19 protein-coding genes are annotated in these 25,701 nt (G+C 70.0%); 12 read left to right on the top strand and 7 right to left on the bottom strand.

Features of this window, described 5'->3' with window-relative positions; translation table 11 throughout:
- Positions 1-2 precede the first annotated feature (2 nt).
- From nuoL to recQ, 4 genes are all read left to right on the top strand, one after another.
- Positions 3-1,898, top strand: a complete 1,896-nt coding sequence (gene nuoL, locus E2651_RS06030; protein WP_135329945.1) for an NADH-quinone oxidoreductase subunit L — start codon at positions 3-5, stop codon at positions 1,896-1,898.
- Positions 1,899-1,904: 6 nt separating this feature from the next.
- Entirely contained in the window at positions 1,905-3,491 is a 1,587-nt protein-coding gene (locus E2651_RS06025) for an NADH-quinone oxidoreductase subunit M (RefSeq protein ID WP_135329944.1), read from the top strand.
- Positions 3,488-5,152: an NADH-quinone oxidoreductase subunit NuoN gene (gene nuoN / locus E2651_RS06020; RefSeq protein WP_135329943.1), complete on the top strand. Its 1,665-nt coding sequence runs from the start codon at positions 3,488-3,490 to the stop codon at positions 5,150-5,152. Before E2651_RS06025 ends, nuoN begins: the two co-directional genes overlap by 4 nt.
- A gap of 172 nt (positions 5,153-5,324) precedes the next feature.
- The gene (recQ, locus tag E2651_RS06015; RefSeq protein ID WP_245238600.1) at positions 5,325-7,256 is read left to right on the top strand and encodes a DNA helicase RecQ; all 1,932 of its coding nucleotides are present in this window, start codon (positions 5,325-5,327) and stop codon (positions 7,254-7,256) included.
- A gap of 89 nt (positions 7,257-7,345) precedes the next feature.
- Here the strand turns inward: recQ and fahA are convergent, their stop codons facing one another.
- Positions 7,346-8,641, bottom strand: a complete 1,296-nt coding sequence (fahA, locus tag E2651_RS06010) for a fumarylacetoacetase (protein WP_135329941.1) — start codon at positions 8,639-8,641, stop codon at positions 7,346-7,348.
- A gap of 208 nt (positions 8,642-8,849) precedes the next feature.
- Between fahA and E2651_RS06005 the strand changes: the two genes are divergently transcribed.
- From E2651_RS06005 to E2651_RS05995, 3 genes are all read left to right on the top strand, one after another.
- The gene (locus E2651_RS06005) at positions 8,850-10,091 is read left to right on the top strand and encodes an ATP-grasp domain-containing protein (protein ID WP_135329984.1); all 1,242 of its coding nucleotides are present in this window, start codon (positions 8,850-8,852) and stop codon (positions 10,089-10,091) included.
- Positions 10,092-10,174: 83 nt separating this feature from the next.
- Positions 10,175-11,377 carry an FAD-dependent oxidoreductase gene (locus tag E2651_RS06000; protein WP_135329940.1) on the top strand — a complete coding sequence of 401 codons (1,203 nt, stop codon included), beginning with the start codon at positions 10,175-10,177 and terminating at the stop codon, positions 11,375-11,377.
- Positions 11,378-11,608: 231 nt separating this feature from the next.
- Complete coding sequence (locus E2651_RS05995; protein ID WP_135329939.1) at positions 11,609-12,436, top strand: HAD family hydrolase; 828 nt, start codon at positions 11,609-11,611, stop codon at positions 12,434-12,436.
- A 96-nt stretch (positions 12,437-12,532) separates the two neighbouring features.
- On the opposite strand, the gene E2651_RS05990 is transcribed toward E2651_RS05995, so the two are convergent.
- Positions 12,533-14,521: a CocE/NonD family hydrolase gene (locus E2651_RS05990; RefSeq protein ID WP_135329938.1), complete on the bottom strand. Its 1,989-nt coding sequence runs from the start codon at positions 14,519-14,521 to the stop codon at positions 12,533-12,535.
- A 9-nt stretch (positions 14,522-14,530) separates the two neighbouring features.
- Positions 14,531-16,045 carry a peptide MFS transporter gene (locus E2651_RS05985; protein ID WP_245238599.1) on the bottom strand — a complete coding sequence of 505 codons (1,515 nt, stop codon included), beginning with the start codon at positions 16,043-16,045 and terminating at the stop codon, positions 14,531-14,533.
- A 280-nt stretch (positions 16,046-16,325) separates the two neighbouring features.
- Between E2651_RS05985 and E2651_RS05980 the strand changes: the two genes are divergently transcribed.
- Positions 16,326-17,336: a polyprenyl synthetase family protein gene (locus E2651_RS05980; protein WP_135329936.1), complete on the top strand. Its 1,011-nt coding sequence runs from the start codon at positions 16,326-16,328 to the stop codon at positions 17,334-17,336.
- A gap of 84 nt (positions 17,337-17,420) precedes the next feature.
- On the opposite strand, the gene E2651_RS05975 is transcribed toward E2651_RS05980, so the two are convergent.
- Entirely contained in the window at positions 17,421-17,972 is a 552-nt protein-coding gene (locus E2651_RS05975) for a hypothetical protein (protein ID WP_135329935.1), read from the bottom strand.
- A gap of 169 nt (positions 17,973-18,141) precedes the next feature.
- Between E2651_RS05975 and E2651_RS05970 the strand changes: the two genes are divergently transcribed.
- The 4 genes from E2651_RS05970 (at position 18,142) to E2651_RS05955 (ending at position 22,632) form a co-directional block, all read left to right on the top strand.
- Positions 18,142-19,107 carry a CHRD domain-containing protein gene (locus tag E2651_RS05970; RefSeq protein WP_135329934.1) on the top strand — a complete coding sequence of 322 codons (966 nt, stop codon included), beginning with the start codon at positions 18,142-18,144 and terminating at the stop codon, positions 19,105-19,107.
- Between the two features lie 252 nt (positions 19,108-19,359).
- Positions 19,360-20,613: a DUF2092 domain-containing protein gene (locus E2651_RS05965; RefSeq protein ID WP_135329933.1), complete on the top strand. Its 1,254-nt coding sequence runs from the start codon at positions 19,360-19,362 to the stop codon at positions 20,611-20,613.
- Between the two features lie 164 nt (positions 20,614-20,777).
- Positions 20,778-21,731: an ABC transporter ATP-binding protein gene (locus tag E2651_RS05960; protein ID WP_135329932.1), complete on the top strand. Its 954-nt coding sequence runs from the start codon at positions 20,778-20,780 to the stop codon at positions 21,729-21,731.
- A 55-nt stretch (positions 21,732-21,786) separates the two neighbouring features.
- Positions 21,787-22,632 (top strand): ABC transporter permease, encoded by an 846-nt coding sequence (locus tag E2651_RS05955; protein ID WP_245238605.1) that lies wholly within the window; start codon positions 21,787-21,789, stop codon positions 22,630-22,632.
- Between the two features lie 21 nt (positions 22,633-22,653).
- On the opposite strand, the gene E2651_RS05950 is transcribed toward E2651_RS05955, so the two are convergent.
- The 3 genes from E2651_RS05950 to E2651_RS05940 all read right to left on the bottom strand — a co-directional run.
- Positions 22,654-23,247 carry an NAD(P)H-dependent oxidoreductase gene (locus E2651_RS05950; RefSeq protein WP_135329930.1) on the bottom strand — a complete coding sequence of 198 codons (594 nt, stop codon included), beginning with the start codon at positions 23,245-23,247 and terminating at the stop codon, positions 22,654-22,656.
- Between the two features lie 103 nt (positions 23,248-23,350).
- Positions 23,351-24,292, bottom strand: a complete 942-nt coding sequence (locus tag E2651_RS05945) for a M28 family metallopeptidase (protein ID WP_135329929.1) — start codon at positions 24,290-24,292, stop codon at positions 23,351-23,353.
- Positions 24,293-24,366: 74 nt separating this feature from the next.
- A partial coding sequence (locus E2651_RS05940; RefSeq protein ID WP_245238597.1) for a hypothetical protein occupies positions 24,367-25,701 on the bottom strand: 1,335 nt, incomplete at its 5' end.

Genomic DNA, 25,701 nt, shown 5'->3' with positions numbered 1-25,701 from the left:
AAGTGGAGAACCTGATCGCGCTGCTCGTAGCGGCGCCTCTGCTCGGAGCGGCCGTACTGCTGTGCGGCGGGCGGCGGTTGGACCGCGTGGGCCACTGGCTCGGCACGCTGCTCGCGGCCGCCTCCTTCGTCGTCGGTGTCGTGCTCTTCACCGACCTGCTGGGCAAGGGCGCCGAGGAGCGCTCCCTGTCGCAGCACCTGTTCAGCTGGATCCCCGTGGAGGGCTTCCAGGCGGACGTCGCCTTCCAGCTCGACCAGCTGTCGATGACGTTCGTCCTGCTGATCACCGGTGTGGGCACGCTGATCCACATCTACTCCATCGGGTACATGGAGCACGACGAGCGGCGCCGCCGCTTCTTCGGCTATCTGAACCTGTTCCTCGCGGCGATGCTCCTGCTGGTCCTCGCCGACAACTACCTGCTCCTGTATGTCGGCTGGGAGGGCGTGGGCCTCGCCTCGTACCTCCTGATCGGCTTCTGGCAGCACAAGCCCAGCGCGGCCACCGCCGCGAAGAAGGCCTTCCTGGTCAACCGGGTCGGCGACATGGGCCTGTCGATCGCGATCATGCTGATGTTCACCACCTTCGGGACGTTCGCCTTCGGTCCTGTCCTTGAGGCGACGGGTGAGACGAGCGAGGGCAAGCTCACGGCCATCGGCCTGATGCTGCTGCTCGCCGCGTGCGGCAAGTCCGCCCAGGTGCCGCTGCAGTCCTGGCTCGGCGACGCGATGGAGGGCCCGACCCCGGTCTCGGCCCTGATCCACGCGGCGACGATGGTCACCGCGGGCGTGTACTTGATCGTCCGCTCCGGAGAGATCTTCAACGCCGCACCGGACGCCCAGCTTGCCGTCACCGTCGTGGGCGCGGTCACGCTCCTGTTCGGTGCGATCGTCGGTTGCGCGAAGGACGACATCAAGAAGGCCCTCGCCGGGTCGACGATGTCCCAGATCGGCTACATGATCCTGGCCGCGGGCCTCGGCCCCATCGGGTACGTCTTCGCGATCATGCACCTGGTGACGCACGGCTTCTTCAAGGCCGGGCTCTTCCTCGGGGCCGGTTCGGTCATGCACGGCATGAACGACGAGGTCGACATGAGGAAGTACGGCGGCCTCAGGAAGTACATGCCGGTCACCTTCGTGACCTTCGGCCTCGGCTATCTCGCGATCATCGGCTTCCCCGGTCTGTCCGGCTTCTTCTCCAAGGACAAGATCATCGAGGCGGCGTTCGCCAAGGGCGGCACGGAGGGCTGGATCCTCGGCTCGGTGGCGCTCCTGGGCGCGGCCATCACCGCGTACTACATGACGCGCGTGATGCTGCTGACCTTCTTCGGAGAGAAGCGCTGGCAGCCGGATGCGGAAGGCAATGAGCCGCACCCGCACGAGTCGCCCAAGTCGATGACGATCCCGATGATCCTGCTGGCCTTCGGGTCGGTCTTCGCGGGCGGGTTCTTCAGCATCGGCGACCGCTTCATGCACTGGCTGGAGCCGGTCACCCAGCACGCCCACGGCGACTCACCGCTCAGCGCCGCCACGGTCACGGGCGCCACGATGGTCGTCCTGGTCATCGGTGTGGCCCTCGCCTACGTCCAGTACGGACGCCGGCCGGTCCCGGTCACCGCCCCGCGCGGCTCGCTGCTCACCCGGGCGGCCCGCCGCGACCTCCTCCAGGACGACTTCAACCACGTCGTCCTGGTGCGCGGCGGCGAGCACCTCACGCGGTCCCTGGTGTACGTCGATCACACCCTGGTCGACGGAGTCGTCAACGGCACGGCGGCCTCGGTCGGCGGCCTCTCCGGGCGGCTGCGCAAACTGCAGAACGGCTACGCCCGCTCCTACGCGGTCTCGATGTTCGGCGGCGCTGCGGTACTCATCGCCGCGACCCTGCTGATGAGGGCGGTCTGATACCGGATGTCTGAAGCAAGCACAGTCTTTCCTCTCCTGACAGCGACGGCGGCGCTGCCCGCGGTCGGCGCGATCGCCACGGCAGCCGTCCCGGCCGCACGGCGCGGCGCCGCCAAGTGGCTCGCGCTGCTCGTCTCGCTCGCGACGCTCGCGCTCGCCGTGACCGTGCTCGTGCGGTTCGACCCCGACGGGGCCCGCTATCAACTGACCGAGTCCCGTTCCTGGATCGCGGACTTCGGGGTGCGGTACGAGCTCGGGGTGGACGGCATCGGTGTCGCGCTCATCGCGCTCACCGCCCTGCTGATGCCCTTCATCATCCTGGCCGGGTGGCACGACGCCGACCCCCTGGAGACCAAGTCCTCGCGCTGGCGGCCGACTCAGGGCTTCTTCGCCCTGATCCTCGCCGTCGAGGCGATGGTGATCATCTCCTTCGAGGCCACCGACGTCTTCCTCTTCTACATCTTCTTCGAAGCCATGCTCATCCCGATGTACTTCCTCATCGGCGGCTTCGGAGACCGCGCCCACGCGGGCAGCGACGAGAACGCGTCGGCGCAACGCTCGTACGCGGCCGTGAAGTTCCTGCTCTACAACCTGGTCGGCGGCCTGATCATGCTGGCCGCCGTGATCGGGCTCTACGTGGTGGCGGGGAACTTCTCGCTCCAGGAGATCACCGAAGCGCGGGCCAACGGCACGCTCGACATGGCGACCAACACGGAGCGGCTGCTCTTCCTCGGCTTCTTCTTCGCCTTCGCGGTGAAGGCGCCGCTGTGGCCGCTGCACACCTGGCTGCCGAACGCGATGGGCGAGGCCACGGCCCCGGTCGCCGTACTGATCACGGCAGTTGTCGACAAGGTCGGCACGTTCGCGATGCTGCGGTTCTGCCTCGGGCTCTTCCCCGAGGCGAGCAAGTGGGCGACGCCGGTCATCCTCGTACTCGCCCTGATCAGCATCGTGTACGGGGCGCTGCTCGCCGTCGGCCAGCGCGACATCAAGCGGCTTGTGGCGTACGCGTCGATCTCGCACTTCGGGTTCATCATTCTCGGCATCTTCGCGATGACCTCGCAGGGCCAGTCCGGCGCGACGCTCTACATGGTCAACCACGGCATCTCGACCGCCGCCCTGATGCTGGTCGCCGGATTCCTGATCTCGCGGCGCGGTTCGCGGCTCATCGCGGACTACGGAGGCGTGCAGAAGGTCGCTCCGGTGCTCGCCGGCACCTTCCTGATCGGCGGTCTCGCGACGCTCTCGCTGCCGGGGCTCGCCCCGTTCGTGAGTGAGTTCCTGGTCCTGGTCGGCGCGTTCGCGCGCTATCCGGTGGCCGGGATCATCGCGACGTTCGGCATCGTGCTCGCCGCGCTCTACACCCTCGTCCTGTACCAGCGGACGATGACGGGCCCCGTGAAACCGGAGGTCTCGGCCATGCCCGACCTGCGGGTGCGGGAACTGGTCGTCGTCGCCCCGCTGATCGCGCTCCTGATCGGCCTCGGCGTCTACCCGAAGCCGCTCACCGAGCTGGTGAACCCGGCGGTCGAGCACACCATGTCCGACGTACAGCAGAAGGACCCGAAGCCCGACGTGGAGGCGGCCAAGTGAGCGCATCGGCTGTCCACAGCCTGTGGACAATGGCGTCGGCCGCGGCGCCCCAGGATCAGATCGACAAGATCGACACTCCCACGATCGAGTACGCCCAGCTGTCACCGACGTTGATCGTCATCGGCGCGGCGGTCCTCGGGATCCTCATCGAGGCCTTCGTGCCGCGCAAGACGCGGTACTACGCGCAGGTGTTCGTGGCGGTGGTCGCCCTCACCGCGGCCTTCGCCGCGGTCGTCGGGCTCGCGGCCACCGGATACGGCACGACGAAGGCGCACATCGCCGCGATGGGCGCCATCGCCGTCGACGGACCCGCGCTCTTCCTGCAGGGCACGATCCTCCTCGCGGGACTCGTCGCGATCTTCACCTTCGCGGAACGGCGGCTCGACCCGGCGGCGCACGGCAACCGCGTCGACTCGTTCGTCGCGCAGGCCGGGGCCGTGCCCGGCAGCGAGGGCGAACAGGCCGCCACGAAGGCCGGGTTCACCACCACCGAGGTGTTCCCGCTGGCCCTCTTCGCGATCGGCGGGATGCTCGTCTTCCCGTCGGCGAACGACCTCCTGACGCTCTTCATCGCCCTCGAGGTCTTCTCGCTGCCGCTCTACCTGCTGTGCGCGCTCGCCCGCCGCAAGCGCCTGATGTCGCAGGAAGCCGCCGTCAAGTACTTCCTGCTCGGCGCCTTCTCCTCCGCCTTCATGCTCTTCGGGATCGCGCTGCTCTACGGATACGCGGGCTCGGTGTCGTACGGCACCATCGCGAAGGTCGTCGACGGCAGCATCCAGACGGTCGACCCGGCGCTCGCCGACACCATGGGCAACGACGCGCTGCTCCTCATCGGCGCCGCGATGGTCGTCATGGGGCTGCTCTTCAAGGTCGGCGCCGTGCCGTTCCACATGTGGACCCCGGACGTCTACCAGGGCGCTCCGACCCCGGTGACCGGCTTCATGGCGTCGGCGACGAAGGTGGCCGCCTTCGGCGCGCTGCTGCGGCTGCTCTACGTGGTCCTGCCGGGCCTGCGCTGGGACTGGCGTCCCGTGATGTGGGGCGTCGTGGTCCTCACGATGCTGGCCGGCGCGATCGTCGCGATCACCCAGACCGACATCAAGCGGCTGCTCGCGTACTCGTCGATCGCGCACGCGGGCTTCATCCTCGCCGGTGTCATCGCCATGACCCCGGACGGCATCTCGTCGGTCCTCTTCTACCTGGGGGCCTACTCCTTCGTGACGATCGGGGCGTTCGCCGTGGTCACGCTGGTGCGGGACGCGGGCGGCGAGGCCACGCACCTGTCGAAGTGGGCGGGGCTCGGCCGCAGGTCGCCGCTGGTCGCGGCCGTCTTCGCGGTCTTCCTGCTCGCCTTCGCCGGCATCCCGCTGACCTCCGGGTTCGCCGGGAAGTTCGCGGTCTTCAAGGCGGCGGCCGAGGGTGGCGCGGGCGCGTTGGTCGTGGTCGGTGTGATCTCGTCCGCGATCGCCGCGTTCTTCTACATCCGTGTGATCGTGCTCATGTTCTTCAGCGAGCCGAAGGCGGACGGCCCGACCGTCGCCGTGCCCTCGCCGCTGACGATGACCGCGATCGGCGTGGGTGTCGCGGTGACGCTCGTGCTCGGTGTGGCCCCGCAGTACTTCCTGGATCTGGCGAACCAGGCGGGAGTCTTCGTCCGGTAGCCGTCTCCGTTCATACGCCGCCCGGCACCCTGTTCGACTGGGGTGCCGGGCGGCGGCGTCCGGAGGGCCGGGCCTGTGGATAACTTCCAGAGCTGTCGGTCCTGAGCCCTATCGTGGAGGCAGTGGTCGAAGCGCGACGTACGGGGGCAGGGCGATGGATGGGAACGATGGCATGAGCGAGGTGACCGTACCGGGCTCGGTGGCGGACAGTGACGCGCTGCGGACGCTGCACCGCGTCTTCGGGTACGACGCGTTCCGCGGCGAGCAGGAAGCGATCATCGAGCATGTGATCGCGGGCGGGGACTCCGTCGTGCTGATGCCCACCGGCGGCGGCAAGTCGCTCTGCTATCAGATCCCGGCCCTGGTCAGACCCGGCACGGGCGTGGTCGTCTCGCCCCTCATCGCGCTCATGCAGGACCAGGTGGACGCGCTGCGGGCGCTCGGCGTGCGGGCCGGGTTCATCAACTCCACGCAGGACTTCGACGAGCGGCGGGTGATGGAGGCCGAGTTCCTCGCGGGGGAGCTCGACGTGCTGTACCTGGCGCCGGAGCGGCTGCGTCTGGAGTCGACCCTCGACCTGCTCTCCCGCGCCAAGATCTCCGTCTTCGCGATCGACGAGGCGCACTGCGTCGCCCAGTGGGGACACGACTTCCGCCCCGACTATCTGGCCCTCTCCCTCCTCGGCGAGCGCTGGCCGGACGTGCCGCGCATCGCCCTGACGGCGACGGCGACGCACGCCACGCACCGGGAGATCACCGAGCGGCTCGGCATGCCGGACGCCAAGCACTTCGTGGCGAGCTTCGACCGGCCCAACATCCAGTACCGCATCGTGCCGAAGGCCGAGCCGAAGAAGCAGCTCCTGTCCTTCCTGAAGGAGGAGCACGCGGGAGACGCGGGCATCGTCTACTGCCTGTCGCGCAACTCGGTCGAGAAGACCGCCGAGTTCCTGTGCAAGAACGGCATCGAGGCCGTGCCGTACCACGCGGGTCTGGACGGCAGGACGCGCGCCGCCCACCAGTCCCGCTTCCTCCGTGAGGAGGGCCTGGTCGTCTGCGCCACGATCGCCTTCGGCATGGGCATCGACAAGCCGGACGTCCGGTTCGTCGCCCACCTCGACCTGCCGAAGTCCGTCGAGGGCTACTACCAGGAGACGGGCCGTGCGGGCCGTGACGGACTGCCCTCCACGGCCTGGATGGCGTACGGCCTGCAGGACGTCGTCCAGCAGCGGAAGCTGATCCAGGGCGGCGAGGGCGACGAGGCGTTCCGCCGCCGGGCGGCCTCGCACCTGGACTCGATGCTGGCGCTGTGCGAGACCGCCCAGTGCCGCCGGGGCCAGCTCCTGACCTACTTCGGCCAGGACGCGGACGGCCAGTCCTGCGGCAACTGCGACACGTGCCTCACGCCCCCGGAGACGTGGGACGGGACCGTGGCGGCGCAGAAGGTCCTGTCGACGGTCGTGCGGCTCAAGCGCGAGCGCGGGCAGAAGTTCGGCGCGGGGCAGATCATCGACATCCTGCTCGGCAAGAAGACCGCCAAGGTCATCCAGTTCGACCATGACCAGCTCTCGGTCTTCGGTATCGGCGAGGAGCTGGCGGAGGCCGAATGGCGGGGCGTGGTGCGGCAGTTGCTCGCCCAGGGGCTCATCGCGGTCGAGGGGGAGTACGGCACGCTGGTCCTGACCGAGGGCAGCGGGTCCGTGCTCGGCCGGGAGCGGGAGGTGCGGTTGCGCAAGGAGCCGAAGCGTGCGGCTGCCGCGCGGGCCTCGAAGGGGGAGCGGAAGGCGAAGGCGGCTGCCGCGGTGGCCGAGCTGCCGCAGGAAGCTGTGCCGGTGTTCGAGGCGCTGCGGGCGTGGCGCGGGGCGCAGGCCAAGGAGCTGGGCCTCCCGGCGTACGTGATCTTCCACGACGCGACGCTGCGGGAGATCGCCTCGCTCCGGCCGTCGTCCCTGGCGGAGCTGGGCGGCGTCAGCGGCCTCGGCGAGAAGAAGCTGGCTACCTACGGGGAGGGTGTGCTGGGGGTACTGGCGGAGTTGGGGGATGGGGTCCCCGCGCAGTCCGCGGAGTCACCCGAGGAGGAGTGGCCGGAGCCGCCGGAGGACTTCTGAGAGGGCGCCGAGGGGCGCCCCGCAGGGGCGCGGGGAACTGCGCGACCAGCCACGACGGTGCTGTAGACGCTCCCCGGCCCCTGCCGGACTCATCGTGCCGAGGCGACCCTGCCAGAAACCTCTCCGAGGCCGACCCGGGTCCCGTCCGGGCCAGGGGCCCACGCCGTCAGAGTGACCTCATCCCCGTCCTCCAGGAATGTCCGCTTCCCGTCCGGCAGGACAAGCGGGTCGCGGCCGTTCCAGGTGATCTCGATGAGGGAGCCGTACTGCCCCTCCGAGGGGCCGGAGACGGTGCCCGAGCCGTACAGATCGCCCGTGCGCAGGGACGCGCCGTTCACCGTCATGTGGGCCAGCTGCTGGGCCGCCGTCCAGTAGACGGTGGAGAAGGGCGGCTCGGAGATGACGTGGCCGTTCAGGGTCACGGTGATCCGCAGGTCGTAGCCGCCCGGCTCGTCCGCGGCGGGCTCCGCCGAGTCGTCCAGATAGGGGAGGAGCTCGTGCGTCCGCGCGGGCGGGGTGACGCGCGCCGCGTCCAGCGCCTCCAGCGGGGTGATCCACGCCGAGACGGAGGTGCAGAAGGACTTGCCGAGGAACGGCCCGAGCGGGACGTACTCCCAGGCCTGGATGTCGCGCGCCGACCAGTCGTTGAGGAGCGTGAGGCCGAAGACATGCTCACGGAAGTCCGCGAGCGGCACCGGCGTGCCCATCTCCGACGGCGTACCGACGACGAAGCCGACCTCCGCCTCGATGTCGAGCCGGACCGAGGGGCCGAAGACGGGTGCCGTGTCGGCCGGCGTCTTGCGCTGCCCCGTCGGACGTACCACCTCCGTCCCGGAGACCACAACAGTGCCGGACCGGCCGTGGTAACCGATGGGCAGGTGCTTCCAGTTGGGGGTCAGTGGCGTCGGCGAATCCGGGCGGAAGATCTTGCCCAGGTGCGTCGCGTGGTGCTCGGAGGCGTAGAAGTCCACATAGTCCGCGACCTCGAAGGGGAGGTGCAGCGTCACCTCGGACAGCGGGTGAAGCAGCGGACGGACGACCTCGCGGTGGGCCGGGATCGTCAGCCACGCCGTGATCGCGCGCCGGACGTCGGACCAGGCGGTGCGGCCCGCGGCGAGCAGCGGGTTCAGCGTGGGCCGTGCGAGCAGCGAGACATAGGGCGAACCGAGCGCGGCGGCCGCGGCGCCCGCGTCGAGGACATGATCACCGAGTCGTACACCGACCCGGCGCTCTGTGTCCCCGGTGGTCCCGGCCGGGGAGAACACGCCGTACGGGAGGTTGTGCGGCCCGAAGGGGTCGCTCTCCGAGAGGGCGAAGGGGTCGCCGCCTTCGGAGCGCACGGAAGGGTCGCTCCCGGCCGGCTCGAGCGGGGTCTGCTCGGACATGCGTACCTGCCTCGCTTTCCATTGGGTGTGCCACACGTTACGTGGGAAGTCCCCGGTTGGGGCAGTGCCTAAAGAGTTCGCAATGTCCGAATAAGCCTTGCTGGAGTGGTCAATTCCGGCTTAGCGTCCTTTGGGGGACGCGGACGGGGTGGGTCCGGGTCAGACGGAGGGACACGTGGGGGGACCCGTGGCCAGGACGAACGACAGCGTGCCCGTGGCGGTGGACCGGGAAGTGCCCGGCCTGATCGTGAAGTTCGGCGACTATCCGCTGCACCACGGAGGCGTCGGCGCGATCCGCAGCCTCGGGCGTCTCGGCGTGCCCATGTATGCGATCACGGAGGACCGTTACACGCCCGCGGCGCTCTCGCGTCACCTCACCGGAGCCTTCCCCTGGCCGACCACAGGGGCGGAGCGGCCGGAGCGGCTCGTCGAGGGGCTGCTGCGCGTCGCCCGCCGGATCGGCAGACCCACGGTCCTGATCCCGACCGACGAGGAGGCGGCCGTCCTCATCGCCGAGCACCAGGAGCCGCTCGGTGACGCGGGGTTCCTGTTTCCGCGCGTGGAGCCGGAGTTGCCCCGCCGCCTGGCCAGCAAGCAGGGCCTGCACGAGCTGTGCGTGGAGCACGGCGTCGCGTCGCCCGCGGCGGCCTTCCCCGAAAGCCTCGGGGACATCGAGGAGTTCGCCGCCACGGCGGTCTTCCCGGTGGTCGCCAAGAACCGCGAGGCGTTCACCCGCCGCAGCAGGCCCGCGGTGAACGGGACGACGCGCATAGAGACCCCGGAGGGCCTGCTCGGCCTGGCCCGCGACTGGGGCACGCGCCCCGGTGTGATCCTCCAGGAGTATCTGCCCCGTGAGCAGGCCGAGGACTGGATCGTGCACGCGTACTTCGACGTGGACTCGACGCCGCTCGCGATGTTCACGGGCGTCAAGGTGCGCTCCTGGCCGCCGCACGCGGGGATGACGGCGAATGCGTACGTCGTCGACAATCCGGAACTCGTGGACCTCACCGCACGTTTTATCAAGCAGATCGGCTTCACCGGAATCATCGACCTCGACCTGCGCTTCGACCGGCGCGACGGTCAGTACAAACTGCTCGACTTCAACCCGCGCATGGGCGCCCAGTTCCGGCTCTTCGAGAGCGAGTCCGGGATCGACGTCGTCCGTGCGATGCATCTGCACCTGACAGGCCGCCCTGTCCCGGAGGGGGAACAGCGCGCCGGTCATCGGTACGTCGTGGAGAACATCGACCTGCCCGCTCTCCTCGCCTACCGCCGCAGCGGATATACGACGCCGCACGCGCCCGCCCGCGCGAGCGGCACGGAACTGGCATGGCTCGCGGCGGACGACATGAAGCCGTTCTTCACGATGCTCGCGAGGTTCGTACGGCCGGGGGCCAAGCATCTGTACCAACTCTGGCGGACGAACCGGCGGGGGAGCGCGACGAGTTGAGTCTGAAGGTGGCACCGCACAACTGAATCCAGCACCACACGAAGTAGGCACACGCAATAAGTGACGTCCTGGGGAGGGACTTCGTGATCCAACCAGTAGCAGTCATCGGGGCGGGCCCGTTCGGCCTGTCGACCGCGGCCCATCTGAGGGCCCGCGGCATCCCGGTACGGATCTTCGGCGAGCCCATGGTGAGCTGGCGCGCCCATATGCCGGCGGGGATGCTCCTGAAGTCGACGCCCGCGGCGTCGAACATCGACGCGCCGCAGCGCGGCCACAACCTCGTCGACTACTGCGACGCGGCGGGGATACCGCGCCTGGTCACCGACGAGGACATCATCCCCGTGGAGACCTTCGTCGCCTACGGGGAGTGGTTCAAGCAGAAGCTCGTGCCCGAACTCGAGCAGGTGCGGGTGGTGTCGGTCGACCGCAGGGGCACGGCGGGCTTCGACCTGAAGCTGGACTCCGGCGAGCAGTTCGCGGCCCGCGCGGTCGTCGTCGCGACCGGGCTCTCCGGTCTCGCGCAGCTGCCGCCCGAGCTGGCCGCGGCCGTACCGGACGGGCCGACCCCCACAGGTCCCGTCTCGCACAGCTCGCAGCACCACGACCTGTCGCGGTTCGCCGGGCGTGACCTGATCGTGGTCGGTGCGGGCCAGTCGTCCCTGGAGACGGCCGCGCTCGCCGCCGAAGCGGGCGCGAACGTCCGGGTGGTGGCGCGCGGCAAGGGGGCCGTGGACTTCGGGGCGCCTCCGTGGGAGCAGCCGAGGCTGCGCCCCGAGTCGCCGTTCGGCCGCGCCTGGTCGCTCTACGCGATCAGCTACTACCCCCACCCCTACCGCTATCTGCCCCCGCAGGCCCGGCACTTCCTGGTCCGCCGCATCCTCGGGCCGCTGGGCGCCTGGTGGCTGCGCGACCGCTTCGAGGACAAGGTCGACAAGCGCGAGGTCCGCCGCATCGCCTCGGCGGAGGTCCGCGACGGCAGCCCGGTCCTGCGGGTCGAGACCCTGGGCGGCCGCACCCGCGAACTCGCCGCCGACCACATCATGGCGGCGACGGGCTACCGGGTCGACATCGCCGCGATGGACTTCCTGGGCCACGCGCTCCGCGCCCGCCTCGCGGTGAGCCGGGGCACGCCGAAGCTCGGCGCCGGGTACGTCTCGTCGGTCCCCGGCCTGTACTTCACGGGGCTGCCGGCGGCGGCGTCGTACGGACCGGTGATGCGGTTCGTGTGTGGGACGGAGTTCGCTTCGCCACGGCTTGCCCGGCATCTCGCGGCGGCGCACGGCTGAGGGAGAGGGCGAGAGGCAACTAGGGGCAACTAGAGGCAACTAGGGGCAGGGCGAGGGGAATTCAGGGGATTCGTCCCCTGTCGCCCACCCCGGCGTACGCCCCCCGAGCCGTGCGGAGCGACACGTCCCGGTGAATCCCCGGAGCGCCGGTTGCGCGACCGGCGCACCGAGCCCGTCACAGCTCCTGTCACGTTGCTTTCAGCATCGCCGTGGATCCGTATTCTCTGGATCATGGCCGCTCCCCTCGCATATTCACTTATCGCCACTGACCTGGACGGAACGCTGCTGCGCGGCGACGACACCATCTCCGACCGGTCGCGGGCAGCACTGGCGGCGACGGTCGCCGCCGGGGCCCGGCACCTGGTGGTGACCGGGCGGCCCGCGCCGCGCGTGAAGCCGCTCCTCGACGATCTGGGCGGCGGCGGTCTCGCCGTCTGCGGGCAGGGGGCGCAGTTGTACGACGCGGAGTCCGACCGGATGGTGTGGTCGGTGACCCTGGACCGGGATCTCGCCGAGGCCGCGCTCGGGAAGATCGAGGCCGAGGTCGGGCAGGTCTACGCCGCCGTCGACCAGGACGGCGTGGACGGGCTCACCCTCATCGAGCCGGGTTACCTGATGCCGCACCCCACGCTGCCGGCCGTGCGGGTGCGGCGGCGGGACGCGCTCTGGGCCGAGCCGATCAGCAAGGTGCTGCTGCGCCATCCCGAGCTGACCGACGACGAGTTGGCCGCCGTGGCGCGTGATGCCGTCGGGTCCCTCGCCACCGTCACCATGTCCGGTCCCGGCACGGTCGAGCTGCAGCCGCGCGGGGTGACCAAGGCGACCGGGCTCGCACTCGCCGCCGAGCGGCTCGGGATGACCTCCGCGGACACCATCGCCTTCGGCGACATGCCCAATGACGTACCGATGTTCGTGTGGGCTGCCCGTGGCGTGGCCATGGCCAACGCTCATCCCGATCTCAAGTCGGCGGCCGATGAGGTGACTTCGTCGAACGAGGACGACGGGGTGGCCGCGGTGCTTGAGCGGCTGCTGAGCGCTCCGCGGGAAGTGCGGTGGTGAGTCCGCGGGCCGGTGGGGGCTGGTCGCGCAGTTCCCCGCGCCCCTTACGGGGCACAACTCACCCCGCAGTTCCCCGCGCCCCCTACGGCGCGCAACTCACCCCGCCGTCCGCGGAATCCGCTTCTCCCACGTCCGGTGGAACACCACCTCGCCGCCGTCCTTGCACACCACCTCGTTCGACGTGATGAAGTCCGCCGCGTCACAGGTGATCTCGGAGCGCGACTCCACCCGTACGTCCCAGGCCAGTTCCGGGCGGTGCAGGCGGATCGTCCAGTCGGAGCGGGTGCGGGCGGAGAGGGGGTCGGACTCGTTGATCGTGTACGTCTCCAGCGCGTCCTCGGTGAACTCCAGGCCGTCCGGGTAGACCCGCGTGCCGCCGTAGCGCGGGTCCACCTCCAGGCGCCATTCGCCCTTCGCCACATCGCGTACGACGAGACGCTCGGGGCGCTGCTCGTCGAGCGTCGCCGGGTACACGACCTCCAGCGGCTCCGACTGCTCGGGCGCGGCGAAGGTGATCCCCGGATCCAACTCGCCCTCCCTGACCGGCAGTTCCAGGGAACTGCCCGCCGGGTCGAGGACGAAGCCCGCCGAGTCGGCCCGCGGCCAGATCCAGGGCCAGTACGCCGACGACACCGCGAGCCGGATCCGGTGCCCCGGCGGGAACGCGTACCCGATGGCGTTCAGGTCGAACGTCACGTCCTCGGTGTCGCCCACCGGCCAGGCGTCCGCGCGGTCGCGGCCGTGGCGGGCGGACAGGTTCAGCACGCCGCGCGTGACCAGCGTCGACGAGCCGTCCGGGGCCACGTCGCAGACCCGGGCGATCGCCTGCCCGAAGGGCACGTCCATGCGGAGCCGCAGCGTCACCCGGGGCCGGCCCAGGATGCGTACCGCAGCGGGCACCTCGAACTCGAAGCACGCCGACTTGGCGTCCTCGTCCCGCTGGTCCGGCGGCAGGTCGGCGTCGTTACCGAAGGGGAAGAAGCGGCCCGCGTCCAGGCCCGTGTGCTGCGGGGAGTTCACGATCAGCGGGTTGCCCTGGAGGGCGTATGACACGGGGGTGACGTTCGGGGACGGCCAGGAGGGGTCGCCGGCCCAGCCGCCCGGCAGCTCGTCGTACACCGTCGCGGGGCGGTGCGAGTCGCTGATCCAGGAGCGGAGCTTCGGCTCCGCCATGACGTCATTCTCGATGCCCTTCAGGTGGTGGTCCCACCACCGCAGCGTCTCCTGGAGGAAGCCGATCGCCGGGCCCGGCGGCAGGCCGCGGTCCGGGTACTGGTGCGACCACGGGCCGATCAGCCCCCGTACGTCGCCCGGCAGATGTTCGACCAGGCGCAGGACCGTGTCCCGGTAGGGATCGTGGAATCCGCCCACCGCGAGCACCGCCGCGCCGATCGCGGAGTAGTCCTCGCAGACGCTGCCGTGCCGCCAGTAGTCGTCCCGGGTCTGGTGGTCGAGCCAGGTGTGGATGAAGGGGTCCACGGCTTCGAGGCGGGCCAGCCACATCTCGCGCCAGTCGGAGCCGACGAACAGCGGGTCCGGCGGGCGCGACACGAATGCCAGCATCGTCGCCGCCCATGCGTGCATGTCCACCGCGAGGACGGAACCACCCATGTAGTGCACGTCGTTGTCATAGCGGTCGTCCGTCGAGCAGACCGTGACGACCGCCTTGAGCGGCTCGGGCGCGAGGGCCGCGATCTGGAGGGAGTTGAAGCCGCCCCAGGAGATGCCGAACATGCCGACCTTGCCCGAGCACCACGGCTGTTGGGCGAGCCAGTTGACGACCGCGACCCCGTCGGCCAGCTCGACCGCCGAGTACTCGTCGCCCGGCATGCCCTCCGAGTTGCCGTGGCCCCGCACGTCCACGCGCACGGAGGCGTAGCCGTGGCCCGCGTACCAGGGGTGGCGCTGCCAGTCGCGCGGCGCCGTCCAGTCGCTCAGCCGGTAGGGGAGGTATTCGAGGAGCGCGGGGACGGGTTCGTCCGTCACCGGGCGCCAGACGCGCGCGTACAGCTTGGTCCCGTCCGGGAGGGGGACCTGGACGTCCTCGCGAGTGGTCTCGTACGGGAAGGAGGAGCGAATCTGCATGGGGGAACCTCAGTGGACGGGGTGCATGGTGCGGCGCAGCCACGGTGCGAGCAGGATGACGGCGACACCGGCGGCCACCGCGATGGCGCCGTTCACGCCGAAGTACGCCGGGTTGGAGACCTCTCCGTAGAGCTTCACGGTCTGCGCCTGGATGCCGTTGGCGAGGGCCAGCGAGAGGAACCAGAGGGACATCGTCTGGCTGGCGAAGGCCCTCGGGGCGAGCTTCGTCGTGGCCGACATGCCCGAGGTCTCCACCAGGATGTCGCCGAGGCCGAGCAGCAGGTACGAGCCGACGATCCACCAGACGGCCATCTTGTACGTGTCGTCGCTGTGCCCCGAGGTCGGCAGGACCATCAGGAGGAACGAGAGGCCGCCGAGGATCACGCCGAAGGCGATCTTGTTGGAGGCGTGCGGCTGCCCGTGGCCCATCTTGGCCCAGACCGTGGCGACGACCGGGGCGAGCGCGACCTCGAAGGCGCCCAGCGCGGAGGCGTACCAGCTGGCGGGGAAGGTGAAGCCGAAGATCGAGGTCTCGGCGTTCGTCGACGCGAGCAGGATCATCGTCGAGTAGGCCTGGAACAGGATGAAGTTGAAGACGACCGACGCCAGGAAGAGCACGATGTACGGCCTGAGACGGCCGCGCTCCTCGTTCGTCACGCGCGGGCTGCGGAACATGACCGCGAAGTAGACGACCGGCGCGATCACCGAGATGAGGGTGAGCAGGTCGACGAACCGGTCGATCGTCAGCCAGCCGACGCCGGCGAGCAGACCGCCCAAGGCCGCCGCCGCGACGAGGCCGACGACGATCAGGAGCACCGCCCGGTGCATCGCATCGCGGGGCAGCGCGAATTCGGCGGACGCCTTGCGCCCCGCGAGATGCCGCCGCCCCAACACGTACTGGACGAGGCCGAACGTCATGCCGATCGCGGCCGCCGAGAAGCCCCAGTGCCAGCCCTTGTGGTCGCCGAGCCAGCCGGTGATCAGCGGTCCGGCGAAGGCGCCCACGTTGATCGCCATGTAGTAGAGCGCGAAGCCGGCGTCGCGCCGGTCGTCGTCGGTGCGGTAGAGCTTGCCGACCATGGAGGCGACGTTCGGCTTGAGCAGTCCGGTGCCCGCGCTGATCAGACCGAGCCCGACCCAGGTCATCGTCGCCGTCGGCACCGCCATCGAGTAGTGCCCGCAGGCGATGAGGATGCCGCCCCACAGGACCGCCCGGTACGAGCCGAGGATGCGGTCGGCGAGCCAGCCGCCTGCCACCGAGACGAGATAGACGAGCGTTCCGTACGCCGCCGACACGGACGCGGCGGTTCCGGAATCCATGCCCATGCCGTCGTTGGCGACGGAGTCCGCGAAGTACAGGACGAGGATGGCCTGCATGCCGAGGAACGAGAAGCGCTCCCAGACCTCGAGGCCGGAGAGGGTGAGCAGACCGCGCGGCTGCCCGAAGAAGGCGTGGTCGTCGCCCGGCGGCGGCTCGGTGGAGGGGTCCGCAGGAGGTTCGGCTTCGGGCTCGGTGCGGGACAAAGGTTCTGCTCCCGGTAGTTCAGTCGTTAGCGGGGTGATGCGGTCTTCTCGGCCGTATCGGCTGATCAAGAACATACCGGTGCTGATCGCGTGCTGCCTGGGCGGCATTGCACAGGCGGGTGCCCACTGTGATCGAAAGGGGACCGGATACGCTGACTTGAGTGATGGCAGCGACACATCGACAAACCGTGTCATCGACCGGGTCATCACGCGAAGATCGACCGAGTGATGATCGACCGAGCGACCGACTTGTGATCGTCAGCAGACAGGAGAACCCCTCGTGACCGTCGTCGGGCCCTTCGGCCTCAGCGTGCGGGACCAGGCTCTCGAAGCCGATGTCCAGGCCGGATTGGCGGCCGTCGAGGAAGGTCTGCTCGACGCCACCAAAAGCGGGGTCCCCTTCGTCACGGAGGCGGCACAGCATCTGGTGCGCGCGGGTGGCAAGCGGTTCAGGCCGCTGCTCGTGGTGCTCGCCGCGCAGTTCGGCGATCCCTTCGCGCCGGGCGTCGTGCCCTCCGCCGTGGTCGTGGAGTTGACGCACCTCGCGACGCTCTACCACGACGACGTGATGGACGAGGCCGATGTGCGCCGCGGCGTCCCGAGCGCCAACCAGCGCTGGGGCAACTCGGTGGCCGTCCTGACCGGCGACTTCCTGTTCGCCCGCGCCTCGTACATCCTGGCCGACCTGGGCCCGGACGCCGTCCGCATCCAGGCCGAGGCCTTCGAACGTCTGGTCACCGGCCAGATCCTGGAGACCGCGGGGCCGACCGAGGGCCGCGACCCGGTCGATCACTACCTGGACGTCCTTGGCGGCAAGACCGGCTCGCTGATCGCCGTGGCGTGTCGTTTCGGCGCCATGATGTCGGGCGCCGACGAGACCGTCGTGGACGTGCTGACCCAGTACGGCGAGCGGCTCGGCGTCGCCTTCCAGCTCGCCGACGACGTACTGGACATCGCGTCCGACTCGCACGAGTCCGGCAAGACCCCGGGCACGGACCTCCGTGAAGGCATCCCCACCCTTCCGGTGCTCCGGCTGCGCGAGCGGGTGGCGAAGCTCGGTCTGCCCGAGGACATCGCCCTGTGCGAGCTGCTCGACTCGGACCTGAGCGACGACGCGCGGCTCACCGAGGTGCTGGTGCGGCTGCGCGCCCACCCGGCCCTGGAGCAGGCGCGCAGGGACACGGTGCGGTTCGCCGAGGAGGCGCGGGCCACGCTCGCGCCGCTGCGGGACTGCGACGCGAAGGCGTCGCTGGTGGAGCTCTGCGATCTGGTGGTGCACCGGGCGGGCTGAGGTCACCCGGAGCGAGTCTCGGAGCGGGTCTCGGAGCGGGTCTCGGAGCGGGTCTCGGGGCTGGTCTCGGGGTGGCGCTCTGCGTCAGTAGCCGTAGCCACCCCCGGAGTGCTCGTCCTGGGGCTGGTCCGTGGTGCTGCTCTGCGCCTTCGCGCCGGTCGGCGTGATGGCGTACCAAGTGCCGTCCACGCCCTGGCCGTACGCCTCGCGCGGCTCGTCGTCCTTGGCGTACGTGTAGAGCGGCCAGCCGTCGAGCGTGAGCTGCTTGGTGCCGTCGTCGCGGGTGACCGTGCCGACGAGGGCCTTGTCGATGCCCTTGACCGTCACCTTGCCGGGGGCGGGTGTGGCCGGCCAGACCTTGGCGCAGTTGTCGTTGCAGTTGGACTTGGACGGCTTCGCGGTGTCCTCGTCGAAGCGGTACAGGACGTACCCCTTGCTGTTGGTGACGACCGTGCCGACCTTGTCGACCTTGGTGGCGGTGAGCGTCGCGGAGCTCTTGGTGTCGCCCCCGCTGCTCTTGTCGCCGCTGCCACCGCCGCTGTCGCCGCAGCCGGACGCGGTGAGTGCGAGGACGGCGGCCGCCGCGGCGGCGTAACCGCCGACGCGCCGGGTTCTGCTGTACCGGGTCGTGAACATGACGACCCCCTTTGTGGTCCGGGTACCCTCCCACTTGATCCTATGCTTGCGTGACGCAGGTCACATTATTTGGCGGGGTTGGATTGAGTCCAGACTGAGATTCACTGCGTATCCATGCCCAGAAGCTGACGCAGGGGGCGTCAGCTCGTATACGGGGAGATTTCTGCTCATGGGCACTTTCAGCACTTCGAGCTTATTCAGCGCTCTCGCGCACCGCCGCAGGGCCCTGCTCGCCTCCGGCGTCGCCGTCGCCGCGTCCGCGGGGGTGGCGTTGGCGATGCTCCCGGCGGCTGCCTCCGACACCGGCACCACCAGCGGTCCGATCTTCGTGGCGAGCCTGAACGGCGCGAACGAGGTGCCGGTGCAGGGCGGGCCCGCGGTCGGTGACAAGGACGGCTCGGCGCTCGAGTTCATCCAGGTCAAGGGGGACCAGGTGTCCGTCACGGTCAAGTGGCGCGGCACGGACAGGCCCACCATGCTCCATATCCACCAGGGCGAGAGGGGCACCAACGGCGGGGTCAAGGTCGACTTCACGAAGCTGCTCGACCAGAGCAAGGGCCACCGCGTGACCGGCACGGTCCAGGTCAAGGACGCCGCCCTGCTCGAGGAGTTGAAGAAGAACCCGGGTGGCTTCTACGCCAACCTGCACACCGCGGAGTTCCCGGGCGGCGCGGTCCGCGGGCAGCTCCATACGGTCACCACCGACTTCGACTTCCGGTTCGCCTCGTCCAACTTCCAGGCCTCGGTGATCGAGGGTCAGCAGATCTACGCGTGCAAGAAGGCCGACGACGGCTCCGGCAAGTTCGCCTTCGCCCAGCGCGACGTCAGCGCGCGGCTCCAGGGGAACATCGCGCACAGCTTCACCGCGCCCAACTCGGGCACCCCGCAGTGGGTGGCCCCCGACGGCAGCGCGGTCACCGGCAAGCTGATCTCCAGGACGCCGAACGGCGACACGAACATCGCCGAACTCGACCTGGCGGCCACCCAGTCGGGCAAGCCGCACGGACGGCTCTCGCACGTGACGGAGATCCTGCGCCTGAACACGGTGGGCGGCGTCGCCCCGGCGGGCAGCTGTGACGAGGGCGCCATCGCGAAGGTGCCGTACAAGGCGGACTACGTGTTCGTGCAGCGCTGATCGATACGGGTCCAAGTGGCGTCTCCCCCCTACGGGATGGGGGAGGCGCCACCTCTCTGTGTCATCCCACAGCAGTACGTGGAGTTGCTCCCGGGGTCTGACGCTTCTGGCTGGCCGATTTGGTCGTATGGAGACCAGCAGGGTCCAGCAAGAAACAACCACTCCTGACCTATTCGGGTGAGAATGGCGGCGCGGGGTGGACGCAGGCACGTACAGGGAAGGCCGCCGCCGACCACGGAGGTAGGGCACACAATGGCACCGTACGAACCGGAGCAGAACACCCATGAGGCCGGGGAGCCGCGCGTAGTCCGCCGCAAGGCGGCGCGTTACGCCGTCCCGGTCGCGGTGGCGGGGGTGGCGGCGGCGACCATCGGGCTCGTCCCGGCGCTCGCCACGTCGGGCGACCCGGACCTGCCCGACGTCACCGCACAGCAACTCGTCGAGAAGATCGCCGCGTCGGACACGGAGCAGCTCTCCGGCACGGTGAAGATCAGCACCGACCTGGGTCTCCCGTCCCTGGGCGGCGGCATGACCGGAGGCTTCGCCCCGGGTGGCGGCGGCGGAGGCGAGGGCGAGGACGGCGAGGGCTCGTCCGCCGACCCGCAGTCCAAGCTGATGGAACTGGCGTCCGGCACCCACACGCTGCGCGTCGCCGCCGACGGCCCCGACAAGCAGAAGCTGTCCGTCCTGGACGACGCGGCCGAGTACAGCCTGATCCACAACGGCGACGACGTATGGGCCTACGACAGCAAGACGAACGAGGTGTACCACTCCAAGTCGGCGGGCAAGGCCGGGGATTCCGACAAGCAGGCACCGAAGGACCTCCCCAAGGACGTCCCGTCCACCCCCAAGGAACTGGCCGAAGAGGCCCTGAAGGCGGTCGACGGCACGACGTCGGTGAAGGTCGACGGCACCGCGCAGGTCGCGGGCCGCGATGCCTACCGCCTGGTCATCAAGCCCAAGCAGGCCGGCTCGACGGTCGGTCAGATCACCGTCGCGGTCGACTCGAAGACCGGTACGCCGCTGAAGTTCACGCTGACTCCGGCGGGCGGCGGCAGCGCGGTCGTCGACGCGGGCTTCACGAAGGTCGACTTCGCGAAGCCGGACGCGTCGACCTTCGACTTCACGCCGCCCAAGGGCGCGAAGGTCACGGAGGGCGACGACGCCAAGGCCGAGAAGCAGAGGCACGGCTTCAAGGGCGACGCCGAGGAGTTCAAGGGCGAGGAGGACCTGAACGGTCTGAACGTCATCGGCAAGGGCTGGAACTCCATCGCCGAGCTGGAAATGCCGGGCGGCCAGGGCCTGTCGACGGCCGGGTCCGGCGACGTACCGCCGGACGCGCAGCGGCTGCTCGACTCGCTCGGCGACAAGGTGACCGGCGAGTTCGGCCAGGGCACGGTCTTCAAGACGCGCCTGATCAACGCCCTCATCACGGATGACGGCAACGTCTATGCGGGAGCGGTGACGAAGGACGCGTTGGTGAAGGCGGCGAACGCGGCGAACTAGACCGCCCGGACTGGAGCGCCCCGGACTGGAGCGCCCCGGACTGGAGCGCCCCTTTAGGGGCGCGGGGAACCGCGCGACAAGCCACAACGCACTCGCAGAAGACGCACAGGCGGCGGACTCAGGGTACGAACCCCTGAGTCCGCCGCAATGGTGAGGGAGGACATGTGCCCGGCGAAAACGGCGGCCCGACGCCCAGCGTGATCGAGACCTCGGCGCTGACCAAGCGCTACGGCAAACAGCTGGCCGTCGACCAGCTGAGCCTCACCGTCCCCAGCGGCAGCGTCTTCGGCTTCCTCGGTCCCAACGGCTCCGGCAAGACGACCACCATCCGGATGCTGATGGGCCTGATCGAGCCGACTTCCGGCCACGCACGGGTCCTGGGCAGCGCGATGCCGCGAGCGACCCGCACCGTGCTCCCGCACGTGGGCGCGCTCATCGAGGGCCCCGCCCTCTACGGCTTCCTCTCCGGCCGCGACAACCTCCTGCGCTACGACTCCGCCGACCCGACCGCCGACCCCCGCACCCGCCGTACCCGAGCCGAAGCCGCCCTGGACCGGGTGGGGCTGACGGCCGCCGCCGGCAAGAAGGCGAAGGCGTACTCGCTCGGCATGAAGCAGCGACTCGGCCTCGCGGCCGCGCTGCTCCAGCCGCGCAGGCTCCTCGTGCTCGACGAGCCGACCAACGGTCTCGACCCGCAGGGCATGCGCGAAATCCGCACGCTGATCCGGGAGTTGGCGTCGGAGGGCACGACCGTCTTCCTCTCCTCGCATCTCCTGGACGAGATCGAGCAGGTCTGTACGCACGCCGCCGTGATGGCCCAGGGGCGGCTGATCACCCAGGGGCCGGTCGCCGAGCTGGCGGCCGGCGCGCGCGGGCGGCTCGTGGTGACGACCCCGGACACGGGCGACGCGGCGCGCGTCCTGAAGGAGCTCGGCGTGACGGATCTCGTCGTGACGGAGGACCGGGTGACGGGCGAACCACCGGGCACGGAGCTCGCCGAGCTGAACGCCGCGTTGGTCGGGGCGGGTGTACGGGTGCGGGGCTTCGGAGTCGAACGGGCCTCGCTGGAGGACGCGTTCGTGGCGCTGACGGGGGAGGGCTTCGATGTCGCGGGCTGAGGTCGTGGACGTACAAGAGACGGACGGCGTACGGGAGACGGGCAAGGGGCGTGAAGTGCGGCGGATCTGGAGCCCAGGGCTCTTCCGCAGCGAGCTGGCGATCACCTTCCGCCGCTGGCGGACGCTCGCACTGCTCGGGGTGCTGGCCGCCGTACCGATCCTCGTCGGTGTCGCCGTCAAGATCGAGACCAGCGACGGCTCGACGATCGGCGGCGGCGGTGAGGCCGGTGGGCCCGCGTTCATCGCGCAGGTCACCAACAACGGTCTGTTCCTGGTCTTCACCGCCCTCGCCGCGACGCTGCCGTTCTTCCTGCCCATGGCGATCGGTGTCGTCGCGGGCGACGCCATCGCGGGCGAGTCCAGCGCGGGTACGTTGCGCTACCTGCTCGTCGCTCCGGCGGGACGCACCCGGCTGCTGCTCGTCAAGTACGCGACGACGCTGACGTTCTGCCTGGTCGCGACCCTCGTCGTGGCGGTCTCCGCGCTCGCCGTCGGGGCCCTGCTGTTCCCCGTCGGTGAGGTCACCACGATCTCCGGCACTCGGATCAGCTTCGGCGAGGGGATGCTGCGCGCCCTGCTGATCGCGCTGGTCGTGGCCGCCTCGCTGATCGGGGTGGCGGCGCTCGGGCTCTTCGTGTCGACGCTGACCAGCAGCGGCATCGCGGCGATGGCGACGACCGTAGGCCTGCTGATCACGATCCAGATCCTCGACCAGATCCCTCAACTGCACGCCATCCAGCCGTACTTCTTCTCGCACTACTGGCTGTCCTTCGCGGACCTGCTGCGCGAGCCGGTCTACTGGGACGAGCTGGTCAAGAACCTGGGCCTGCAAGGGCTCTACGCGGTCGTCTTCGGCTCGGCGGCGTGGGCGAGGTTCGGGGCGAAGGACATCACGGCCTAGGAGCCGGAGCCGCGTACGTCATCACTTCTCGTACGGGTAGCGGGCGAGCGGCGGCTCCTGGGCGAAGAAGGTCTTGGCGCGGGAGAGGGCCTCGGTGTCGTCGAGCACGTTGCCCGGCCGTGAGCCGTTGCCGAGAAGCACACCGCCGAAGCGCATCGGGAAGAACGCCGCGGTGTGGTTCAACGTGCCGACGAGTGGTTCGGCCACTTCCTCCTCGGTGTGCGCGAGCGCGGTCACACCCCACAGGGCACGGTCCTTGAGGCTGGCCTTGAACTCGATCTCCGGGACCTCGAGCCAGGCGTCCCAGTAGTCGAGGTAGCGCTTGGTGGTGGCCGAGAGGGAGTACCAGTACAGCGGCGACACGATGACGATGTCCGTGGCCGCGAGGGTGGCGTCCAGGAGCAGCGCCTCGTTGTCGCCGGCCGGGCGGGGGCGCCCGCGAGGGCGGGTGCCGTCGTGGCGCAGGTCCTCGAAGTCGGGCAGCGGGTGCTCGGCGAGGTTCAGCCAGCGCTGCTCGACGCCGGGCGCGAGCTGTTCGGCGGCCTTGCGGGCCAGGGTCTCGGAGTTGCCGCCGGGGCGGGCGCTGCCGAGCACGAAGAGGAAGCTGCGGGTCATGGGGTCCCCCTGGGTAGGGCGCTGCGAATTACCTGCGTGTGCACTATATGCACACGCAGGTAATTGCGTCTACGGGGTTACCCGCGCCCCGAAGGGGGAGCGCTCAGCCGGAGAGCCCCCACACGGCGTGAGCCACGGCATCACTGTTGTGATCCAGCGCCTTCTCATCGATGTTCGACGCCGTGTCGCACGACGAGTGGTAGCACTTGTCGAACGGCTCACCCGCCGTGCCGCCCCAGTTCTGGGCCTGCTCGGCGGTCTTCTCGTAGTCGGCGCCGCTGAAGAGGCCGCCGACCGGGATGCCCGCGTCCTTGAAGGGCGCGTGATCCGATCGGCCGTCGCCCTCCTCGTCGGGTTCGGTGGCGAGGTTCAGGCCGCCGTAGAAGTCCTTGAAGGTCTTCTCGATGGTGGGGTCGTCGTCGTAGACGAAGTAACCGGGGTTCGGGGAGCCGATCATGTCGAAGTTCAGGTAGTCCTTGACCTTCGAGCGCTCGTCGGCCGGCAGCTTCTCGACGTAGTGCGAGGAGCCGACGAGGCCCAGCTCCTCGGCGCCCCACCAGGCGAACCGCAGGTGCTTGGCGGGCTTGTACTGCTCCTTGGCCACCGTGAGCGCGGTCTCCAGGATGGCCGCCGAACCGGAACCGTTGTCGTTGATGCCGGGGCCCGAGCCGACGCTGTCGAGGTGCGAGCCCGCCATGACGACCTGGTCGGCGTCGCCGCCCGGCCAGTCGGCGATGAGGTTGTAGCCGGTCTCGCCGTTGGAGGTGAACTCCTGGACGGTGGTGGTGAATCCGGCCTCGTCGAGCTTGCCCTTCACGTAGTCGATGGAGGCCTTGTAGCCCGCGCTGCCGTGGGCGCGGTTGCCGCCGTTGGCGTCCGCGATGGACTGCAGCTGGGAGAGGTGGGCCTGGACGTTGGCGACGGAGATGTCGGGCGCGGCCGCCGTGGGGGTGGGTGCCGCGGAGGATATCGCGCTGGTGGTGAGGAGTCCTGCGACGGCTATCGCGGCGGCTGCCGCGGCGCGTCCGGGAACGGAGAACTTCATGTGGGGGGCTCCGAATTCCGTGAAATCTGAACGGGATTGGCGTGCCCGATGGTGAGGGTGGGGTTGACCGTGCGTCAAGAGCGCATATCGGTCGGAGTGTTCCGGAAGGCGGTCTGCGGCGGCACCAGGACCGTCCAGCCGGGTGCGTAGGTGTCCGGTACGGGATGGCGCCGCCAGTCGCGCGCCCAGTGCGGAGGCCGCCCTTCACGCAGGACCAGGGCGGTGGGGCGCTCGGGTCCTGTCCGGCTGGCCCGAGGGGCGGCCACGCATCCGGATACGTACGCGAGAGGGATCACCGAGGTGTTGCCCTGGAGCACGCACGGGGCGCGGACCCCCTGCTCGCGCAGGACTTCGGTGACGCGGGCCCAGTCGCCGCGGGCGCCGGCCTGGATGCGGCCATTGCCGTGGGCGAGCGGGAGTTGGACGGCGAGATGCCCGACGAGTACGACGGCGAGGGCGGCCGCGAGCGCACGCGAGGCCCTCGCCCGGTCGGCGAGGGCGAGCAGGCCGATGCCCGCCGGGAGCGCGAGGAGGGCGTGGCTCGGCAGCAGGAAGCGAGGGGCTCCGTAGGGGACGAGGAGGAGGTAGGGCAGGGCGGCGCACACCCCGACGGCCACCGCGAGCCAGAGCGCCCCGCGGGTGGCCCTTCCGGCGGCCCCAAGGCCCTCGGCCCAGAGCCCGACGGCCCACAGCCCGACGGCCACGAGCACCGGCAGCAGGATCCACCACTCCAGGGCGACGGTCCTGATCTGGTCGGCGCCGCACGGCCGGCAGAGCAACGGCCCGTCCACGGCGGTGAACTGGGCGGTGATCGCGGCGAGCGGCCGCAGCCCGCCCTGCACGTCACTGGCGTCGGCGAGCCGTTCGCGTACGCCGCCGAACCGTACGTACGCCTCGATCACCCACGGCAGCGCACCGGCCACGACCCCGCCGAGCACGGCGAGCACGCGGGCCCATGAGCGCGGCGCGAGAACGCCGAGTCCGACGAGGAGCAGCGGGGTGGCGACGGCGGCACCGTCGTTGGGCCGCATGAGGGTGGCGACGGCGAGACCCGCGCCGATTCCCGCGTACGTCAGGGGAGTCGGCGCGGCCCGCAGGAAGAGCCCGACCGCCGCGACGGCGCCCATGGCGGTGTAGTGGTTCGGCATCGCCGCGCCCGCGTAGAACAGCGCGAACCAGAGGCTGCCGTAGAGCCCCGCGGCCACGCCGACAGCGGCCGGCCGCTGGGCGAGCACCCGGAGCCAGGGCCGGAACCCCAGATAGAGCGCTCCGGCGGCGAGCACCGTCAGCCACACCCGCAGCAGCAGGACCGAGTCACTCCAGGCGGCGACCGGGGCGATGAGCAGCGGGACACCGCGGGTGCGGGGGGCGCTGAACCTGTCTCTTATACAAATCTCCGAGCCCACGAG

The organism is Streptomyces sp. MZ04, from assembly GCF_004684775.1.
Taxonomy (GTDB): Bacteria; Actinomycetota; Actinomycetes; order Streptomycetales; family Streptomycetaceae; genus Streptomyces.
This window is presented reverse-complemented; position numbering and strand designations above follow the sequence as displayed.